14 protein-coding genes and 1 tRNA gene are annotated in these 19650 nt (G+C 44.7%); 3 read left to right on the top strand and 12 right to left on the bottom strand.

Annotation, left to right across the window (positions count from 1 at the left end; genetic code table 11):
• Nucleotides 1-63: 63 nt before the first annotated feature.
• Together G6047_RS05800 and G6047_RS05795 are read right to left on the bottom strand one after the other, a co-directional pair.
• Nucleotides 64-1251 (bottom strand): FecR family protein, encoded by a 1188-nt coding sequence (locus tag G6047_RS05800; protein ID WP_169526539.1) that lies wholly within the window; start codon nt 1249-1251, stop codon nt 64-66.
• A gap of 725 nt (nt 1252-1976) precedes the next feature.
• Complete coding sequence (locus tag G6047_RS05795; protein ID WP_169526538.1) at nt 1977-2540, bottom strand: RNA polymerase sigma-70 factor; 564 nt, start codon at nt 2538-2540, stop codon at nt 1977-1979.
• A 429-nt stretch (nt 2541-2969) separates the two neighbouring features.
• Between G6047_RS05795 and G6047_RS05790 the strand changes: the two genes are divergently transcribed.
• The 3 genes from G6047_RS05790 to G6047_RS05780 all read left to right on the top strand — a co-directional run bounded on the left by G6047_RS05790 (nt 2970) and on the right by G6047_RS05780 (nt 7174).
• Complete coding sequence (locus tag G6047_RS05790; protein ID WP_169526537.1) at nt 2970-3488, top strand: helix-turn-helix domain-containing protein; 519 nt, start codon at nt 2970-2972, stop codon at nt 3486-3488.
• An 85-nt stretch (nt 3489-3573) separates the two neighbouring features.
• Nucleotides 3574-4056: a DUF6252 family protein gene (locus G6047_RS05785; protein WP_169526536.1), complete on the top strand. Its 483-nt coding sequence runs from the start codon at nt 3574-3576 to the stop codon at nt 4054-4056.
• A 22-nt stretch (nt 4057-4078) separates the two neighbouring features.
• Nucleotides 4079-7174: a T9SS type A sorting domain-containing protein gene (locus G6047_RS05780; protein ID WP_169526535.1), complete on the top strand. Its 3096-nt coding sequence runs from the start codon at nt 4079-4081 to the stop codon at nt 7172-7174.
• 801 nt (nt 7175-7975) lie between these two features.
• On the opposite strand, the gene G6047_RS05775 is transcribed toward G6047_RS05780, so the two are convergent.
• The 10 genes from G6047_RS05775 to mraY form a co-directional block, all read right to left on the bottom strand.
• Nucleotides 7976-8047, bottom strand: a tRNA-Arg gene (locus G6047_RS05775).
• A 23-nt stretch (nt 8048-8070) separates the two neighbouring features.
• A complete protein-coding gene (locus G6047_RS05770) occupies nt 8071-8520 on the bottom strand; it encodes a GatB/YqeY domain-containing protein (protein WP_169526534.1) in 450 nt (149 codons plus the stop codon).
• A gap of 90 nt (nt 8521-8610) precedes the next feature.
• Nucleotides 8611-10557 (bottom strand): cell division protein FtsZ, encoded by a 1947-nt coding sequence (gene ftsZ / locus G6047_RS05765; protein WP_169526533.1) that lies wholly within the window; start codon nt 10555-10557, stop codon nt 8611-8613.
• Nucleotides 10558-10620: 63 nt separating this feature from the next.
• A complete protein-coding gene (gene ftsA, locus G6047_RS05760) occupies nt 10621-12045 on the bottom strand; it encodes a cell division protein FtsA (protein WP_169526532.1) in 1425 nt (474 codons plus the stop codon).
• An 8-nt stretch (nt 12046-12053) separates the two neighbouring features.
• Nucleotides 12054-12776, bottom strand: coding sequence for a cell division protein FtsQ/DivIB (locus G6047_RS05755; protein ID WP_169526531.1), 723 nt, complete (start codon nt 12774-12776; stop codon nt 12054-12056).
• Nucleotides 12773-14113 carry a UDP-N-acetylmuramate--L-alanine ligase gene (murC, locus tag G6047_RS05750; protein WP_169526530.1) on the bottom strand — a complete coding sequence of 447 codons (1341 nt, stop codon included), beginning with the start codon at nt 14111-14113 and terminating at the stop codon, nt 12773-12775. Before murC ends, G6047_RS05755 begins: the two co-directional genes overlap by 4 nt.
• Before the next feature lie 74 nt (nt 14114-14187).
• Nucleotides 14188-15294 (bottom strand): undecaprenyldiphospho-muramoylpentapeptide beta-N-acetylglucosaminyltransferase, encoded by a 1107-nt coding sequence (gene murG, locus G6047_RS05745; protein ID WP_169526529.1) that lies wholly within the window; start codon nt 15292-15294, stop codon nt 14188-14190.
• A 271-nt stretch (nt 15295-15565) separates the two neighbouring features.
• Nucleotides 15566-16894, bottom strand: a complete 1329-nt coding sequence (locus G6047_RS05740) for an FtsW/RodA/SpoVE family cell cycle protein (RefSeq protein WP_169526528.1) — start codon at nt 16892-16894, stop codon at nt 15566-15568.
• A 189-nt stretch (nt 16895-17083) separates the two neighbouring features.
• Nucleotides 17084-18421, bottom strand: coding sequence for a UDP-N-acetylmuramoyl-L-alanine--D-glutamate ligase (gene murD / locus G6047_RS05735; RefSeq protein WP_169526527.1), 1338 nt, complete (start codon nt 18419-18421; stop codon nt 17084-17086).
• Nucleotides 18418-19650 carry a phospho-N-acetylmuramoyl-pentapeptide-transferase gene (mraY, locus tag G6047_RS05730; protein WP_169526526.1) on the bottom strand — a complete coding sequence of 411 codons (1233 nt, stop codon included), beginning with the start codon at nt 19648-19650 and terminating at the stop codon, nt 18418-18420. The genes murD and mraY overlap by 4 nt, the downstream gene beginning before the upstream one ends.

Genomic DNA, 19650 nt, shown 5'->3' with positions numbered 1-19650 from the left:
TTGGATTCTAAATCGGGATTTGTTCGCAGCATTTCCCGGTTTTCTTTTTTGTGTAGTGCTATGTCATGGGTTTTTCTTTTTCTGGATGATTAGTTTGTTTCCGGATATGCGATACTCTATCGGACGGATTTCATTGAAATAGCCCAGAACCTTAAGTACAGGCACATCGCTGAACGATGCATTGAAGCGTTCCGAAGCCAGTTGCGCATCACGATTCTCGATCACTACATTGTACTTCCGCTCCATTTTACGGCAAATCTGGGCGAATGTCAGGTTGTGGAAATACAATTCTCCCCGCACCCAACTGATGTAGGTTTCGGTAGCCACCGGACTCGTCTGGATTTTTTTGGTCGCGCGGTCATAACTTCCTTTTTCGCCGGGTTTGAGTAACAGGTTGGTTTTCGGATCGAACGACTGGTCTTTGGTAAACATACATATTGATCCTTCGGCAAGGACGGCCTCGGTGTGTTCGTCTTCCGGATAATTCGAAACATTGAAATGCGTTCCCAGGACACCGATGTTCATATCGTCCGTATTCACAATGAACGGATGCTTCTTGTCTTTGGCTACTTCAAAATACGCCTCTCCTTCCAGATAGACCAAACGCTGTGCACCTTTGAAGTTGACCGGGTATTTCAGTGTCGTTCCCGCGTTCAGGTACACGAGCGTCCCATCTGATAATTGGAGTGAAAAACGCTGGCCATACGGAATCGTAAGTGTATTGTAGGCCGATTCCGATTCGTCCGAACTGTCGTAGACCAACTTCCCATCTTCCTGATTAGCGATCAGCTTTCCATTTGAATCGAGAACCGCCACGTTTTGGCCGGATTTGAGGATGTGGATTTTTCCATCGGCGGTTTTAAGCGTGATGGCATTTGGCATTTCGGGCTTTGCAGCTGATGTCCCAACGTTGTTTGCAGTATCGGTTTGCCGGTAGAGGAACCAGGCCGACGAAAGCACGACCAGGAAAATGGCGGCAACAGAAGCATATCTCACAAACGGATAGTGCTTTTTGCGATACAACGGGATGACCGGGGTTTCCTCTCCGACGATGTTCCTGAAAATCCTGTCGGCTGTCGCATCGTCTAAATCATCGGAAGAAAGCATGGCTTCGGTTTCTTCGACATTCGGAAAATCAGCTGTTAATTCCTGTTTTTTAAAATAAGTGATAACCTGTCCCAATTCCTCTTCGGAACATTCATTCCTGTAGAATTTTTCAAGAAGCTCCTTTATATCGTATTCGTGGTTCACGTGTTTTGTATTGGCGATTTGATATAATACAGCGCAAACGTGAAAGAGTACTACTCAATCGATGTAGATTTTTTTTTGAAGTTCGGGAGATGGGGAGAGTTTGAAAAGTCGGGAAAGTCCGAAAAGTCTGAAAAGTCGGGAAAGACCGGAAAGTCCGGAAAGTCTGGAAAGTCGGAAATGATTGGGAAAATTGAGACTTTGAACTCTGTCGGAACCAATTCAATTAAGCTAAAACAACCGAAGGAATTTAAACAAACCGGAACAAAACCAGGACAATTAAATCCAAAAGCGATAAACGATCTGCCGCATAAGACGAATAAAAAATAATTGATTGTGCCTCGCGATTTAAGTTTATCGATGCCTCTTTGAGAAAACGGTCGAAACCCAGATTAATTTATTGAACGTATGAACCACAAAAAATTAACATTTTATTGCGCTTTGCTCCATACAGTTCGGCTACGCCTCGGGTGATACAGAAAAAATGTATCTAACCTAAAATCGGATTTTGTAGGGATGGCATTGGCCCCTCCCCGGTTCAAAGCTACCATTCCATTCGATACACCGGGTACATAAAAAATGTAAAACCCGAGGCGCAGCCGAACTGTATGGAGCGAAGCGGGAATAAAATCTTAAAATCCACAATCAGAACCACATAAGCCGACTATCGAATTGTCGGACATCAAAAAAAAATCACCCCGAAAGGTGACAACAGAAAAGTCAACGAGCTAAACCGCCTGATCGTGTTCATGCAGAATCAACCGCATGGTTTCAAGTGCCTTGCTCATCTGGTTCCGGACCGTATGCACCGAAATCCCGAGTTCACGCCCAATCTCTTCATAGGTCATCCCGTCTTTACGCGACATCTTGAAAATCTGCCGGCGTTTTTCAGGTAATGCGTTCATAGCTTGTTTGCGCAGCGCCTTGCATTCGTCCTGACGGATGGAGTAATCGGCTTCCTGCGCCAATTCATGGCTCGCATAAAAAATCCGTTCGCGAAGTTTTTCGTCAGATGCCGCCTTTGCCAACACATTAAACGCCGTATTGCGCGCAATGGTGAACACAAATGCCTTGAATGATTTTTGAGGATCGAGTTTTTCGCGCATCTGCCAGATTTTCATAAAGACATCCTGGACATTTTCCTCGGCGGCTTCACGGGATTTGAGCAGATTCAGGCTATAGACGAAAACGGGCTGCCGATACCTGTCAAACAACTTACGAAAAGCTGCTTGGTCGTGCGATTTCAAAAGTTGCACGAGCGCCGTTTCGTCAAGTATCAACCCGGATGACATCAGATCCTGAATTTTTTATGTGCGTTATTACGAATATGGAATTTTTGCAACTGCAAAATTGAGATTAACAAATATATAAAATTTGTAATGCAGCAATCGATTTCGTAGATTTTTTGTTGGGACGAGCCGTATGCGGTATTTTGTGGCAATTAGTGAGATGGAGCTTAACGAACAGACTTGTGAAATGGAACAGTCGGCCCCGATCTTGCAACTTCGACAAATAGAAAATCGGTATGGGGTGAAGTTCGGTGCTCTGATCTTATTGGTTATTCGTGATTTTTTTTAGTCTGTTCCAACCTTTTTATAAACATTGGACTCTATATGTATGAGCTTTAGCATTAAAACAAATAGTCACACAAAATCCTGTGTGAACATTTTTGTGGGAAGAAAAACGCACACGAAAAAAAACAAACCTAAAAAAAATTTGAGATGAGAAAAAAATCAACCACATCGTCTGTCCTGGGATTGACCCAACTGGAAATGGCCATGCTTTTAAACATAAACCCAAGCCAATACTCCATGTATGAATCCGGTCTTCGGGAATTGCCGGTACGCGCCGAAGTCTTGCTTTACAAAATTGAAATCGGCACTTTATTAAATCAACAGAAGTTAAAAGAGATTCAGCTCAGCGTGAAAAAACAGGAGTATGCAAAAAAACGTCTTGAGAATTGGCTCATGGATAACACCAAAGAAATATACCGGACTGAAAGGAAAATCGCCCAACAGCAAAAGAAAAAAGAGATTGCTGAAAAACTCAGGCCGATGGCTCAGTATTTAAATAACGAGGAAAAGGGATTGGTAAGCGATGATATTCTGTCGATCATCAATTGGAAAAGTGAATGGGATGGATTTGAGTTGGAGCGGTTGGAGGTTAGACTGGAAACGTTGAGGGTTGAGAGGAAGGGGATGTTGGGAAATAAAAAAAAAATTGAGGAAAATTTTCTATAAATTGCTACGCATATCTGAATGACGTTAGAATAATAATTAATGAATACTATCCCTAAATTCAACAAAACCTACCTTGCAATATACTATGCAAAAATTAATCAGTTGCCTTATCTTACTCATTCTAGCAAGTTGTCAAAAAGACGACAGTCCTCAGAATCCCGTTGACCAATTACCGCCGATTACCCATAGTGGTGAAGACACTTTTGGATTCCTTCTAAACGGAGAACCTATTTCTGTAACGAACAGCCTGGGCATGACGGCAATCTATCAGGGAGGAGGTATTCAATTTGGAAGCAGGGGTGTCTATATTGTTGCGCTCGATCCTTTTACCGTCAACGTCCCATACGCTTTTTTAGACATAGGTCAGGGTACCGCACGAGCCGAATACACACAAAATCAGGCCTGTTATTATGACGAGGCTGATACCTTTGAAGGCTCAGTGACGTTTCTTCATATCAACACTGTCAATTATACTATATCCGGCACATTCGAATTTTCTACAGTAAATGATCAATGCGATACTGTCAGGATTACTAATGGCCGTTTTGATATGAGATATACTCCTTGAATACCAATTTAAACCAAATAGCATGAAAAGATTTTTACTGTTGACTATTATCTGTTCATTTTCCTTGTGTAGTAGCCAGAATACTGACTATTACAATCGGATGCAATACATTTTTGGCAATATCAGCACGAGCAAAGTAACCACGGGCTACCTGAAGGAATTCGGGGTCCGCTACACTGAAATAGAAGCGTATAACGGCGCCCTGAGTACGGTCAATTGGGTTGACAAAGCCCAGTGGAATTCCATTTACAGTTCACTTTATACAATGAGGGTCGGAAATGTTGCCGCAGGTATGGCTTCCGCATCAAGTGTTTATACTAATTTAAACACACAGCAGGCAGCGACGTCAGATATACTGATTGCGGCCCAATATTACCAATACCAGCAATATAAAACGAATGCTGTGGCTAATGGCGATGTAACCATCAGCAACGACCAGATATTTGACGTAGGCAAACGTGTGCCCTATGACACCAAGACCGTTTTTGCGGCTTTTCCGTTAAAATCCAGTTTAAGGGGAAATACATTTTCCTTCAAAGTGCCAAACGCATTGATATACCTGAAGCCAGGAGCTGTCTTAAATCAGATCCAGGTTGATTTTGGCAACGGGCAGGGATATCAGACATTAGCATTGAATACGGCCAAAAGTGTAACGTACTCTTCCGGTGGCGAAAAAGAAATAAAGATTAAGTTTGGTTTCAGCGGAGGCGTGACCGTTTACAGCCACTCAAAAGTCCGGGTCGATTACATTCCGGCGACTCCTCCGTCCATGGCGAGGTATAACGGTGAAGGTTTGTTATACAACAATTTTGCTGTCACCGGTGACGCATGGAACGGAAGTTCGGCGACCGGTTTGGTTACCGTGGAACTTGCACCCGGCCATAGCCAGATTACCAAACCTTTGATTGTTGTCGAAGGGTTTGATCCTGATAACAGCTATAATTACACGGACTTTATAACCAATCAGGGAGAAGAGGACGTCGTCTCAAGTGGGACGATAGATGTAAAGATTGATTTAGCAACTGGCCTTACGCTGAATCAAGCCATAGAAAATGCAGGATATGACCTGGTCTTTGTCAACTTTGCCAACGGCACGGATTATATCCAACGCAATGCTTACATGGTCAAAGCAGTGATAAATTGGGTAAATGGCCTGAAAACAGGAAATGAAAAAAATGTGGTGATGGGCATGAGTATGGGCGGCCTTGTTGCCCGTTATGCATTGAGGGACATGGAAATCCATAACCAGATTCACGAAACCAAATTGTATATAAGCCACGACGCCCCGCATCAGGGCGCTAACGTCCCGTTGGCATACCAGGCTTTGGTAAGGCATTTGGTCGGGGAACAAATAACCTATCCGGTCTTTTTTACACTCATCAACCAGCAGATACAAAATTTCACCGACGACAACCCCTCCCTACTCGAAGGGCTTGCCCTATTACAGACCCCGGCCGCACAGCAAATGCTTATTTATCAATTGGACGGAACCGGAACCAATATTTCCATCAGTAATAATGCATTGCGAAGCAGCTTTGCTACTGAATACAAAAACATGGGATATCCCCAACAGGATAATATTCGCAATATCGCCATTGCCAATGGGTCAGAATGCGGTACTTCATTAGGCTTTGCGCCGTATGACACCTTATTCGACATGAATGACACAACAGATTTTGGTTATTTATGGCACAATGTATTTCTGGAAGTTTTCTACAGTCTTACCGGAAATCCGCAACAATTTACAACACCTCTTTTGACCAATACAGATGTGAAAGTTGAATTTAACCTGAAGGCTCTGCCCGATAGGCAAACACAACAAATCTATAAAGGAAAAATTTACATAAAGAAAACAATTCTTTGGGTGATTCATGTGGAAGAACAATTGATTGGGCAAAAAACATTGCAATCAGCGAATACAATGCTTGCCATTGATAACACTGGCGGAGGAATATATGATCTTGAATCCTTAAATTATAACCTACCACCGGATTATGAAGACAATGTATTGGAAACCCAATTTAATTTTGTACCTACGTACAGCAGCTTGGATATCGGATCAGGAAATCAACCCATTCTGTACACTGACCTATCAAGAACATACAGCCCATTGTCCCCACCCTTATCACCAAAAAACAGCCCGTTTGCAAACTTTTTTACAAACCCTTTAGCAAGTGAGAAACATATTCAGTTTACATTGAACAATGGCAATTGGCTGCTTAAAGAATTACAGGGAAATCCTGTCCTATATTCATGTGTATCATCATGTGAGGCTGCGAGTTTGCCACTCAAAATAAATGGAGTCAGCCAAATTTGTAACAATAGCACACAAACTTTTACTATTTCGAATCTGAATTCCAATTATAATGGCACCATAACCTGGTCTGTAAATCCGTCTGGTGCAGTATCCAATATCATTCAAAACGGAACTTCCGTAACTATAACATCATCTGGGAATTTAAATGGAAATGCAACGCTACAGGCATCCCTTACTACGGATTGCGAAAGTAAAACCATAAATAAAACCATATACATCGGAGCCCGAAGACCTCGCTTACTAGACGAAAATGGAGAAGAGGTATTCGGTGTTCAGGGATATACATCAATTTACTATAATGTAAATTTTGAAGTTCCGACAGGTGCATTGGAATGGGAATGGCGACAGATATCGGGAAATTACAACTTACTGAACGTAGCTAATAATCATGCGACTATTTATAGTTCGCAACCTGCCTCCGGAATATTCGACGTCCGGACACGAGATGCATGCGGATGGAGCCCCAGAACAATGATTACAGTAAATATTACAAATAACAATAATCTGATGACCACTCAGGAAAACTATGTTGCCTTTCCAAATCCGGCAACAAATGTCCTTAATATTCAGGAGGCATCAAATTATGAGAATGAGAATTCAAATTTACAAAGTGAAGATTTAAATAGCCTCTCAGAGAATAATTCGTCTTCATCAACCTTATATGATTTTAGTGGCAACCCGGTAAAGAATATCTCTCCGGCAAACGGGCAAATGGATTTACAGGGATTGCCAGCAGGGCAATATATTCTGGTAATCATTTACGGAAGTAACACCGAAAGCCATCAGATTGTTATACAGTAGAATTACAATTCAATTATGCTGACTTTAGATGAAAAGAAAGATGGTATATTAAATCGTTTACCGGTTGGCGTTTCGTGCGAACATTTTCGTGTGAAAATTTACACTCACAAAAAAACTCACACGAAATTCCGTGTGAGTTTTTGAATTGGCAGAAAATGTCGCACAAGATCTAAGTAGTTGCAAGTTGGATGATGAAATATTTCTGTCATCAGAATTATAGTTGAATGGGATTGCGTTACGCTGCGACACATTCGCCTTTGCAAGCTTGGCACTATCGCTTACAACCATTCATAAGCTCACGAATGGGATTTACTTCGTACAGTTCGGCTGCGCCTCGGGTGCGCCGACGGGCGCCATCCCTCAAAGCTCCGCACTGAAAGAAGAAATCCCGAGACCAAATGCTCAAGCAAGCTGGCCAGACCGCTTACAACCAGTTATGAGGTCACGAATGGGATTGCGCAAAAAGGCGCCATCCCTCAAAGCTCCGCGCTGAAAAAGAATAACCGCAAATAAAATGCTCAAGCAAGCTTGGCCTGGCCCGCTTACAACCAGTTATGAGGTCACGAATGGGATTGCGCAAAGGGGCGCCATCCCTCAAAGCTCCGCGCTGAAAAAGAATAACCGCAAACAAAATGCTCAAGCGGAGCTTGGCACGACCGCTTACAAACAATCATAAGCTCACGAATGGGATTGCGCCAAGGGGCGCCATCCCTCAAAGCTCCGCTTTGAGAATAGCATCCAAAAGAAAAAATGCGCTCAAGCAAGCTTGGCGCATTTTTTCTTTTGGATGCTATTCATTCGTGACCTCATCGGGATTCGAACCCAAATCTTCAGAACCGGAATCTGAAATTCTATCCATTGAACTATGAGGCCGGAGGGGAAACTATAGGGGCAATTTATGCCAGTAGTTTCTTTACTATGGTGGAAATGGTCTTTCCGTCGGCTTTGCCTGCAAGTTCGGCGCTGGCAAGGCCCATTACTTTGCCCATGTTGGCCATTCCCGATAAACCATTATCTGAAATGATTTTGGAAACGGCGGCTTCGATTTCGGCTTCACTGAGCTGGGCCGGAAGGAATTTTTCTATGATGGCAGCTTGTGCAATTTCCGGTTCGGCCAGGTCGGGACGTTTTTGTTCGACATAAATGGCCGCGGCATCCTTGCGCTGTTTTACAAGGCGCTGGAGCAGTTTTATTTCTTCGTCAGCTGACAATTCCTCTTTGGCGCCGGTTTCGGTCTGCATCAATAAAATAGCCGATTTGACAGCCCGTAACGACTCCAAAGCCAAGGTGTCTTTGGCGCGCATGGCGTTTTTGATTTCTTCGTTTATTTCTATCAGCAGACTCATGATTTCCGTTTTTAAATGGGTGCGAAGATAAATAAAATAACCCGAAAACACTTGCGTATTTTCGGGCTATCTTAAGAAAAAATGGTTGAGTTAGTCTACATTGTCATGTAGAAAAGAGTTGTTGGAACGCAATTGTAAATCGTCGTTGCTGTCGGTTCCAAGTGAAAGTCTTGAATTCATGTTCGTAGCCGGATTCGATGTGATGTCGATACCTGATCTTTTGTAGGCAGGCTCTTTCTCGATCTCATCGATACGCGACGGGCTGTTGTGGAATTTATAGTTGAATTCCTTCAGCTTGCGGCGACGCTCATCGGCACGGTACTTCAGTGTTTCTTCGATTGACATTTCCAAAGGTGAAACTTCTTCGAATGCCGGAGAGAAATTAGAAACCGGTTCGTCGATTTTCTTCATCGTGATATTGAGTTCTTCCGCAATTGGTTCCGCTACCTGTTGCACCGGTTTTGAACTCATCAGGTCGTTTTCGATCTCCATGTATTCTTCAAGAGAATATTTGACAACGCCTGTCTCGTTGAGTTCGGTCATCGGGACAACCTGAACCGCTTCGTTTACTTTGATATCGCGGGTTTCCTGAGTCAGCTCAAACAAGATACGGTCTTCGTTGACTGCAGGCTTTGCAGGAACCGGAATATCGAAACTGAACGTCGGTTGTTCCTGTTGAACATACGTCGGTTGCTGTACTTTGATTTCCTTTACTTCAGGAGTCGTGATGAAAAAGTCAATTTCATTCACGGCCGAGATCACTTCAAACGTCACATCGAGGTTTTTGATGAATTCCGATGTAGGAACCAAATCCATCTCAGGAAGTCTCACTGGCGCAGGTACGACTGCAACAGGTGCAGGAATGGCAACCGGCTCGGCCTCGGTCAGTTCAAAAATTATTTTTTCTTCTTTAGGCGCCGCCGTCTCCTGAACCGGGGCCAACTGAAAAGCCGGAACTTCCTTGTTTTGGCTCAGGTCGTGCTCGAGTTTGTGCTCGCCGTCAAGTGAATGGATGATTTTTTTAGGTTCGGTATTGACGATATGTGTCTGCTGGTCTGTATTGAAACCGGTCGCGATAATTGTCACAGCGATAGAATCGCCAAGGGTTTCATCTTCGCCCACACCCATGATGATGTTGGCATTGTAGCCCGCTTCACTCTGGATATAGTCGTTTATTTCACCTATTTCGTCAATCGTGATCTCGCTGCTTCCGGAAACGATCAATAGCAATACGTTCTTGGCTCCCGAGATTTTATTGTCGTTCAAAAGCGGAGAATCAAGAGCCGCCATGATGCCTTCTTTCGCACGGTTTTCGCCAATGGCAGTCGCCGATCCCATGATGGCGGTTCCACTGTTCGAAAGCACCGTCTTGGCATCTTTCAAGTCGATGTTCTGCGTATAGTGGTGCGTAATGACTTCGGCAATTCCACGTGATGCGGTAGCAAGCACTTCGTCTGCTTTTGAGAAACCGGCCTTGAAGCCAAGGTTCCCGTATACCTCACGTAGTTTGTTGTTGTTGATGACAATAAGCGAATCGACCTGTTTGCGCAATCTTTCGATTCCCTGCAACGCCTGGTCCAGACGCACTTTTCCTTCAAACTGGAACGGCATGGTAACAATACCTACAGTCAGGATGTCTTTTTCTTTGGCAAGCTGGGCGATTACAGGAGCAGCACCGGTTCCGGTTCCGCCGCCCATTCCGGCCGTGATGAAAACCATTTTGGTGTTGCTGTCTAGCATCTTCTCGATTTCCGGGATGCTTTCGATAGCCGACTGCTGCCCTACTTCGGGATTTGCACCGGCACCTAAGCCTTCAGTAAGGTTAACACCCAACTGGATTTTGTTCGGAACAGCACTGTTCTGAAGCGCTTGTGAATCGGTGTTGCAGACAATGAAGTCTACGCCTTTGATTCCTTGTTTGAACATGTGGTTGATGGCATTGCTTCCGCCTCCGCCTACGCCTATTACCTTGATTACGTTCGACTGGTTTTTGGGCAGGTCGAAGGAAATGCTACCAAAATCTGAGTTGCCTGTCATACTGTCTCGAATTGAATTTTGCTTGCTATTGTCTTTGTTTTGTCTGTCTTTTCTGGTACGCGATTACTCTGCGTTGTCGAGGAATTCCTTGATCTTGTCGACGTATTTGTCGAAGAACGAACGCCTGATTTTCTGTTCGGTCGAATTCATCTCGCGTTTCGGCTCCGTTTTGAAAGTCACTGTTTCGGCCACTTCTTCTTTCTGGACTTCAGGCTGTGCAACTGCAACCGGTTCCGGCGTACGAATAGGTTCCGGTTGGGCAACCGGCTGTCTGTTATACACGGGCGGCGCAACCGTTTCCACATGCATCTTTACGGCACTATGTGTCTTGTTCGCCACACTGTTCATCACCAATCCTACTGCGGTTGCATATAAAGGACTTGAGATTTCCTCGTCTGAATTTCCTGCCAAATGTTCGTTCGGATACCCGATGCGCGTATCCATTCCCGTGATGTATTCCACGAGTTGCTTGATGTGGTTGAGTTGGGAACCGCCACCCGTGAGTACAATACCGGCAATCAGTTTCTTGCGCGGATCTTCATGCCCGTAGGATTTGATTTCGGCAAAAACCTGCTCGATGATTTCCACGACACGGGCATGGATGATCTTTGACAGGTTCTTCAATGAAATCTCTTTCGGCTCACGACCGCGAAGCCCCGGAATCGAAACAATCTCGTTGTCTTTATTTTCACCAGGCCAGGCCGATCCGAATTTCACTTTAAGCAGTTCCGCCTGCTTCTCGATGATGGAACAACCTTCCTTAATATCTTCTGTAATGACGTTTCCGCCGAATGGGATTACCGCTGTATGACGGATGATGCCGTCTTTGAAAATGGCCAGGTCCGTAGTTCCGCCACCGATATCGATAAGGGCAACCCCGGCTTCTTTTTCTTCCTGGCTCAACACCGCATCGGATGAGGCAAGTGGCTCTAGCGTCAATCCGGACAATTCGATGCCTGAACTCTGGACGCATCTGCCCACATTCCTGATGGATGATGCCTGACCGACAACGACATGAAAACTCGACTCCAATCGCCCGCCGTACATACCGATAGGTTCCTTGATTTGGGATTGCCCGTCAATCTTGAATTCCTGTGGAAGCACGTGGATGATTTCCTCGCCCGGCAACATAGCCAGTTTCCCGACCTGGTCGATCAGTTGCTGGATGTCTGCATCGCCAATCACTGCGTCTGCATTCGGACGGCTGACGTAATCGCTGTGCTGGATGCTGCGGATATGCTGGCCTGCAATCCCGACGACTACGTCTTTGATTTTGTAACCTGAATTGTTTTCGGCTTCGATTACAGCCTGCTGGATCGACTGGATCGTCTGGGTGATGTTGTTCACCACGCCACGCGCCACGCCAAGGCTTTTTGACTTTCCGACACCCAGTATCTCAAGTTTGCCATATTCGTTTTTCTTCCCGATCATGGCTACGATCTTGGTGGTCCCGATGTCTAAACCTACTCCGATATTCTCTTTTTCCATATTCGTTGTTATTTGGTGCAAACTACTTGTTGTGTAAACCTGAGATTGATCTTTTTATATTTCTTAATCGTACTGTCCTGCGCGGCTTTCTGGAAGAAGGCCTTGTAATTCCGGAACTTGCGTTCAATGTTGATCGGCTTGCCGAAATCAATCACGTAATCAAAATTCCGATTGCTCATTTCGAGGCTTCCCGACGGATTGACCTTTATGCCAACGATGTTCTTCTTCAAAAAATCATCATCGTGGACAGATCGGAAAACTTCGTGAAGGGCAGCACTGTCTTTTGCCATCAAATCACCGGTCACCAATGGCACACGAGCCGTATGCAATGTGGAAAGCGGCATTTTTTTCCCTTCGTAATCAACATAAAAAGAACCGGTTTCATCAAACACTCTCACAACAGGTGTTTTTTGTTTCACCATAGCTCTCAATACACCATCCACGCTCACGAAAATTTGTGACTTTTCCACCATTTCATGGGCATTGACGGCCTTTTCGAGCTTGTTCAAATCTAAATTTTCTTTTGCAACGGTTCCGGAAGGGCTATTTTTTTCTATTAACAATTTATTAACCGATTCAGGGCTTATGAACAGTTCCGACGGGTTGTCGAAAACGACTTCGGCCTTTTTGATTTTCCGGTGTGCATTACGCTCGGAACTGAATGCGTATAAAAAAATCGCAAGCCCAAAAACAAGCAGCAGCCTTATGTTTATCCAGTTAAAAATTTTCATGATAATGCTTTTTTTATTTCACCCACAAGTTCACCTATGTCACCTGCGCCTATTGTCACGAAAATATCGGCATCGGAGTTTATCAATCTTGGAATCAGGGCCGATTTCGAAATCAGCTCCTTGTTCGGGTTTTCAATTTTCGACAACAGCCATTCAGAGGTTATTCCTTCCATTGGAAGTTCTCTGGCCGGATAAATATCGAGCAGCAACACTTCGTCAAATTGGGACAGGCTTTTGGCAAATCCATCGGCGAAATCTTTGGTGCGGCTGAACAGGTGCGGCTGGAAAACGGCAAGCACTTTTTTACCCGGATACAGTTCACGAACAGCCTGGTGCACCGCATCGATTTCGGTCGGATGATGGGCGTAATCGTCAATATAAACGCGGGAATCTGTTTTTATCTGATAGGAAAACCGTCTTTTGATTCCTTTGAATGAAATAAGTGCATTGCGGATTTTTTCAGCAGAAAGACCGAATGTACGAGCCATCGCCAAGGCCATTAAGGCATTACTCAAATTATGATGACCCGGAAGCGCAAATCGCAAATCAGGGATTATTTCGTCCGGCGTCCGGACATCGAACACGTATTCCGAATTGATGACGCGAATGTTGAACGCCTTGAAATTGGCATCTTTGTTCACTGCAACCGTTTTTCCTTCCAATGGTAATCCGTCGGCGATGAACAACATGCCTTTATCTGAAACCTTATCGGCGAACTCGCGGAACGAAGCTTCAATCGTAGCAACATCTCCGTAAATATCCAGATGATCGGCATCCATCGATGTTATACAGGCAATATCCGGATGCAGGTGAAGGAATGACCGGTCGAATTCATCGGCTTCCACAACTGTAATCGATGTTCCATTTCCGATCAGGTTCGAATCGTAATTCTCCACGATACCACCAAGAAAAGCAGTCACATCGGCACCGCTTTCAAATAAAATATGACCGAGAATGCTCGAAGTAGTCGTCTTTCCATGCGTTCCGGCAACGGCAAAACAAAACGTGTCTTTGGTGATGATGCCAAGCACTTCTGCCCGTTTCTTCACTTCATATCCATTCTGTAAAAAATAATTCCATTCCGAATGATTCTTCGGAACCGCCGGTGTAATCACAACAAGCGTATTTTCCTTTTTGAACGATTCGGGAATCAGGCTCAAACTGTCTTCAAAGTGAATGTCGATGCCTTTTTGCTGAAGCGCGAAGGTTAGTTCCGTAGGTGTCTTGTCATAACCCGCAACGTTTTTTCCGGCGTATTTGAAATAACGGGCGAGAGCGGACATCCCGATGCCTCCGATGCCGATGAAATAGACGTTATGGATTTGGCCTAAGTTCAAAATTATTATTTATTGTTATTTTATTATTTATTGGATCAAATTGAACATATCGTTTCTTTTGCCCCACTTAACTGTTAACCGTTAACTGTTAATCCTATTAACTTCTCGATTTCATCGGCTATGTCGTTCGTAGCATTGACCTTAGCGAGTTTCAAAATGTTTTCGCTGAGTTCGCTTTGCAAATCTTCGTCATTAACCAGGTTACTGAAAGTCGGTTCGAATTGGGTATCGAGTTCACTTTCGCGCATCAGTATCGCACCTTTTTTATCTGCGATAGCTTTTGCATTTTTTGTCTGGTGGTCTTCGGCCACATTCGGTGAAGGAATAAAGATTACCGGTTTGCCAACGATGCAAAGTTCAGATACTGACGACGCCCCGGCTCTTGAGATCACGACATCTGCGGCAGCGTAAACCAAATCCATACGGTCGATGAACGACAACACGGACACATTCGGTTTTTCATCGAAATGCTTGTACTCTTCAAAATACAACTTCCCACATTGCCAGATGACCTGAACATTCTGTGCTGTAAAATTCACCAACTCTTTTGCGATAAGTTGGTTGATGCGGCGGGCACCTAAACTCCCGCCTAACACCAACAACGTTTTTTTATCGGGGTCGAGGCCGAAAGCGGTGATTGCTTCCTTTCTCTTTCCGTGTAAATCTATAAGGTCGCTGCGGACCGGATTTCCGGTGAAGACGATTTTATCTTTCGGGAAGAAACGCTCAAGGTTATCGTAGGCGACACAAATCTTCGAGGCTTTCTTGGCCAGCATCTTATTCGTTATTCCCGGGAAGGAATTTTGTTCCTGGACAACAATCGGGATTCCTGCGTTTGCCGCTACCTGTAATAAGGGGCCGCTTGCAAATCCGCCGGTACCAATGGCAATGTCGGGTTTGAATTCGCGGACGATTTTTCCGGCGTTAATTAAACTTGACATTAGTTTTATCGGAAACATCGCATTGTCAATCGACAACTTGCGCTGCAACCCAGAAATCCAAAGGCCTTTGATGGCATAACCGGCTTGCGGAACTTTCTGCATTTCCATACGGTCTTTGGCACCAACGAAAAGAAACTCCGCATCGGGGAAGCGTCGTTTCAGTTCATTGGCAATGGCGATCGCGGGGTAAATGTGTCCTCCGGTTCCGCCGCCTGATAGTATGAATTTATAGGGTTTCAATTTTTTTTGATTGTTGGATTAACTGCGTTTTGCTTCGTTTAGTTCGGCTGGCGCCTTGGGTGGTGGATTATCGAACTGCTTGAATTTGTGATTGAGTTTTATGTTTTTGAACTTGAACTTTTGAAACTTGAGATCTTTACTTTTAACTTTTTGTACATTTTTTATGTAATCGACGTATTTGCAGGATCATTAACTTGCCACTGGGGAGGGGCCAATGGTGTTCCCTACAAAATCCCGAAATAGCTTGATTACATTTTTCATGTAACAATTGTTAAATTTTTCCGCGTACGGCATCCATTGGATTACTTCTGTCTTCTATTGAAAAACCTGCAACGGCAAGTTCCTGCTCTTTTAATGCATTTTCGGCGGCTTCTTCTCGCTTGATTTGTTGGTCGATCATACGTTGAAGTGCTTCGTCCCTTTTTTGTTTGTCTTCTAAATCCTGGGCGATTTCTTCTTCTTTTCTGGTTACTCCAATGATAATTCCAAGGGCGATACACGTCATCCAGATCGAACTTCCCCCACTTGATATCAAGGGCAACGTCTGGCCTGTGACCGGCAATAAATTCACGGCAACCGCCATGTTGATCATCGCCTGGAAAACAATCGGAAAGCCAAGGCCGACGACTATAAGTTTTGCGAATCGCGAAGTGGCTTTGTGGGCTGCGACGATGAATCTGAAAAACAACAACAGATATAGAAACATAACGCCTAATCCGCCAACGAGTCCGTATTCTTCAACAATAATGGCGTAAATAAAATCGGAAGACGATTGCGGCAAAAAGTTTTTCTGGACGCTTTTTCCGGGACCGAGACCGTAGACTTGGCCTGATGCAATGGCTATCTTGGAGAGGTTCGTCTGATAGTGCTCGTCATCTGTATCCTCATCTTTATCTGTCGCCTTGAAACTGTCGAGACGTGCTTCCCAGGTATGGACACGATTGAAGAACTTCGCTTCGGGGAATGCTTTTCCAATCAGCACGAACAAAGCCAAGGCGGCGATTCCGCAACCGATGATGATGCCTATATATCTTAACGGATATTGTCCGACGAAAACCAACATAATGACCATGGCGAACATCAAGGCAGCTGTGGAAAAGTTGGCCGGAAGGATCAGCATTACGGTAATAAAAACGGGAAGCCACAATTCAAACAACGACGATTTAAATGTCATTGGCGTTTCGCGCTTTCTGGATAGATAGTGGGCAACGTAAACCATCAGCAGCAATTGGGCGAACGTAGATGGCTGGAAGGTAATGCCGACGAATGGGATCTGTATCCAACGACTCGCATTCGCACCGCCAATCGTTGTTCCTTTCAATAAGGTAAAGAGCAATAAAGCCCACGCTATCGGCAATACGAAAATCATTCCGCGGATCAATGTGTTGGGAAGTTTGTGTACCCAATAAATCATGCAGAAACCTATGAAAATATGAGCGAAATGCTTAATTAGGAAACTTATCGTATTTCCGGTTCCGTGGTTTGCATACGCCAGGTTGCTGCTCGCCGAAAACACCGGCATGAATGAAAACAGCGCCAATAAAGCGACGAAAGCCCAGATGACTTTATCTCCTTTTAAATTATATAGTAGCTGTTTCATTATTTTGGACGCGCTGCGCTTTTGGATTATTGGACTTTGTTATTCTGGAATTTTACAATCAACAGAATTTTCAGATTTACCGTATTGGATATATTGAACTCTATTTATCTCTCGGTGTTTTCCGGCTTTTCCGACTTTCCGGACTTTTCCGGCTCAGTCTTCCAAACTCCCGAACTCCCGATCTACAAACTATAAATTATGTACCGCGTTCTTAAACTGTTTCCCCCTATCTTCATAATTCTCAAACAAATCGAAACTCGCGCAAGCCGGTGACAACAAAACACTGTCGCCTTTTTCCGCCAGTTTTTGGGCTGTACGGACGGCATCGGTCATGTTATCGACTTCAACCATCATATCCACGATATTCCCAAAGGCATCGATGATTTTTTTATTGTCAAGCCCGAGGCAGATGATCGCCTTTACTTTCTCATTCACAAGCGGCATCAGCTCCTCGTAATCGTTTCCTTTATCGACACCTCCCACAATCCATACAGTCGGGGCGGTCATGCTGTCAAGTGCGTAGAACGTCGCATTGACATTCGTCGCTTTCGAGTCGTTGATATATTGGACATTCTGGATTTTGAGGACTTTTTCCAGACGATGCTCCACGCCCTGGAAATTCGTCAGGCTTTCACGAATCGTCTCTTTTCTAATCTGCATCAGCTTGGCCACCGAAGCAGCCGCCATCGCGTTCTTCAGGTTGTGCTTACCTTCAAGCGAAACCGCATCGGTCTCCATGATGAACTCTTCTTCGTTGATGTTGATTTCCATTTTGTCGTTGTTTAAGTAGGCTCCGGTTTTCAAGGTCTTGGTCAGGGAAAAAGGTATTAATTGTGCTTTTGTTTTGTTTTTGGACAACCAGTCCGTAATCGCTTCATCGTCGGCGTCATAAATCAGGTAATCGGTTTTTTTCTGGTTCATCGTGATGCGGAACTTGGCATCGATGTATTTTTCGTATTTATAATCGTATCGATCCAAATGATCGGGACTGATATTGGTGATGACTGCAATATGCGGTGCATAATCCACGATTCCGTCAAGCTGGAAACTACTCAGTTCAAGCACGTAAGAATCGTAATGATCTTCGGCGACCTGCCAGGCAAAGCTCTTCCCGATGTTCCCGCCGATACCAATGTTCAATCCGCCGGCTTTGAGCAAATGGTGCGTCAGCATGGTAGTTGTCGTCTTTCCATTGCTTCCGGTAATGCCGATGGTGACTGCTTTGGTGAACTTATTGGCGAATTCGATCTCAGAAATAACCTCGATCTTTTTCTTGTGCAGCTTCTTTACGATGTCGGCTTTATCCGGAATTCCGGGGCTTTTCATGACGATATCGGCATTGAGCACTTTATCTTCGGTATGCCCGCCGTCTTCAAATTTGATTTTGTTGATGGCAAGCACTTCTTTGTAATAGTCTTTGATCGGGCCGAAATCTGACACGAACACATCGAATCCTTCTTTCTTTCCAAGGATTGCCGTTCCTACCCCGCTTTCGCCTCCGCCAAGTATGACCAGTCGCTTCTTCATCGGAGTTTCAGGGTTACGATGGACAGAATGGCTAGCAAAATCCCGACGATCCAGAAACGGGTCACGATCTTACTCTCGTGATAGCCTTTTTTCTGGTAGTGATGATGCAATGGCGACATAAGGAAAATCCGTTTGCCTTCGCCTGTGCGTTTCTTGGTCCATTTGAAATAACTCACCTGTAATACGACCGATGCATTCTCGACAATGAAAATCCCGCACACCAATGGAATCAGCAATTCTTTCCGGACGGCAATAGCCAAAACCGCTATGATTCCACCAATCGTGAGACTTCCGGTATCGCCCATAAAAACAGCCGCGGGATACGAATTGTACCAAAGGAAACCAATGAGCGCACCCACGAAAGCCGCTATGAAAACCGTCATTTCCCCCGAATTCGGGATATACATGATATTGAGGTAATTCGAGAAGATGATGTTACCCGAGACGAAAGTGAAAATCCCTATCGCCAACACCGATATCGCCGATGTTCCCGCTGCCAATCCGTCGATTCCGTCAGTCAGGTTCGCCCCATTTGAAACCGCTGTGATAATGAAAATCACTACCGGGATAAAGATCAGCCACGCATAATCGCGGTAATTCCCGCCGAAAGGTTTGAGCACTTCTGCATAATCGAGCTCGTTGTTCTTGAAAAAAGGAATGGTTGTAGTAGTCGATTTTTCTTCAATCGGCGCCGCATAAACCACTGGTGTTTCGGTTTGCTGGCGTGCAAAGACGTTGGTGTATTGCGTATCGGTTCGAACGGTAACACCCGGATCGAAATACAGCACGATTCCCACAATCAGCCCAAGTCCTACCTGACCGATTACTTTGAAAACCCCCTTTAAACCTTGTTTGTCTTTCTTGAAAATCTTGATGTAATCGTCAATGAAACCAATCGTCCCCATCCAGAGCGTGGTCACGATAAGCAAAACGATGTAGATATTGTCGAGTCGTGTCAGCAACAGAACCGGAATCAGCGTGGCGAAAATGATGATCAAACCACCCATTGTAGGCGTTCCCGCTTTTTGGTTCTGGCCTTCGAGACCTAGTTCGCGTATGGTTTCCCCAACCTGCTGATTACGCAAAAAGTTGATGATCTTCTTTCCGTAAATCGTCGAAATCAAAAGCGACAGCAACACCGCAAGGCCGGATCGGAACGTGATGTACTGGAACACCCCGGTTCCCGGAACGTTCATCTTATTCAGATATTCGAAGAGATAATACAGCAT

It is taken from the genome of Flavobacterium silvaticum, from assembly GCF_012911565.1.
Classification (GTDB): Bacteria; Bacteroidota; Bacteroidia; order Flavobacteriales; family Flavobacteriaceae; genus Flavobacterium; species Flavobacterium silvaticum.
Note: the sequence above shows the minus strand (reverse complement) of the source record. Positions and strands in the feature narration are given on the sequence as shown.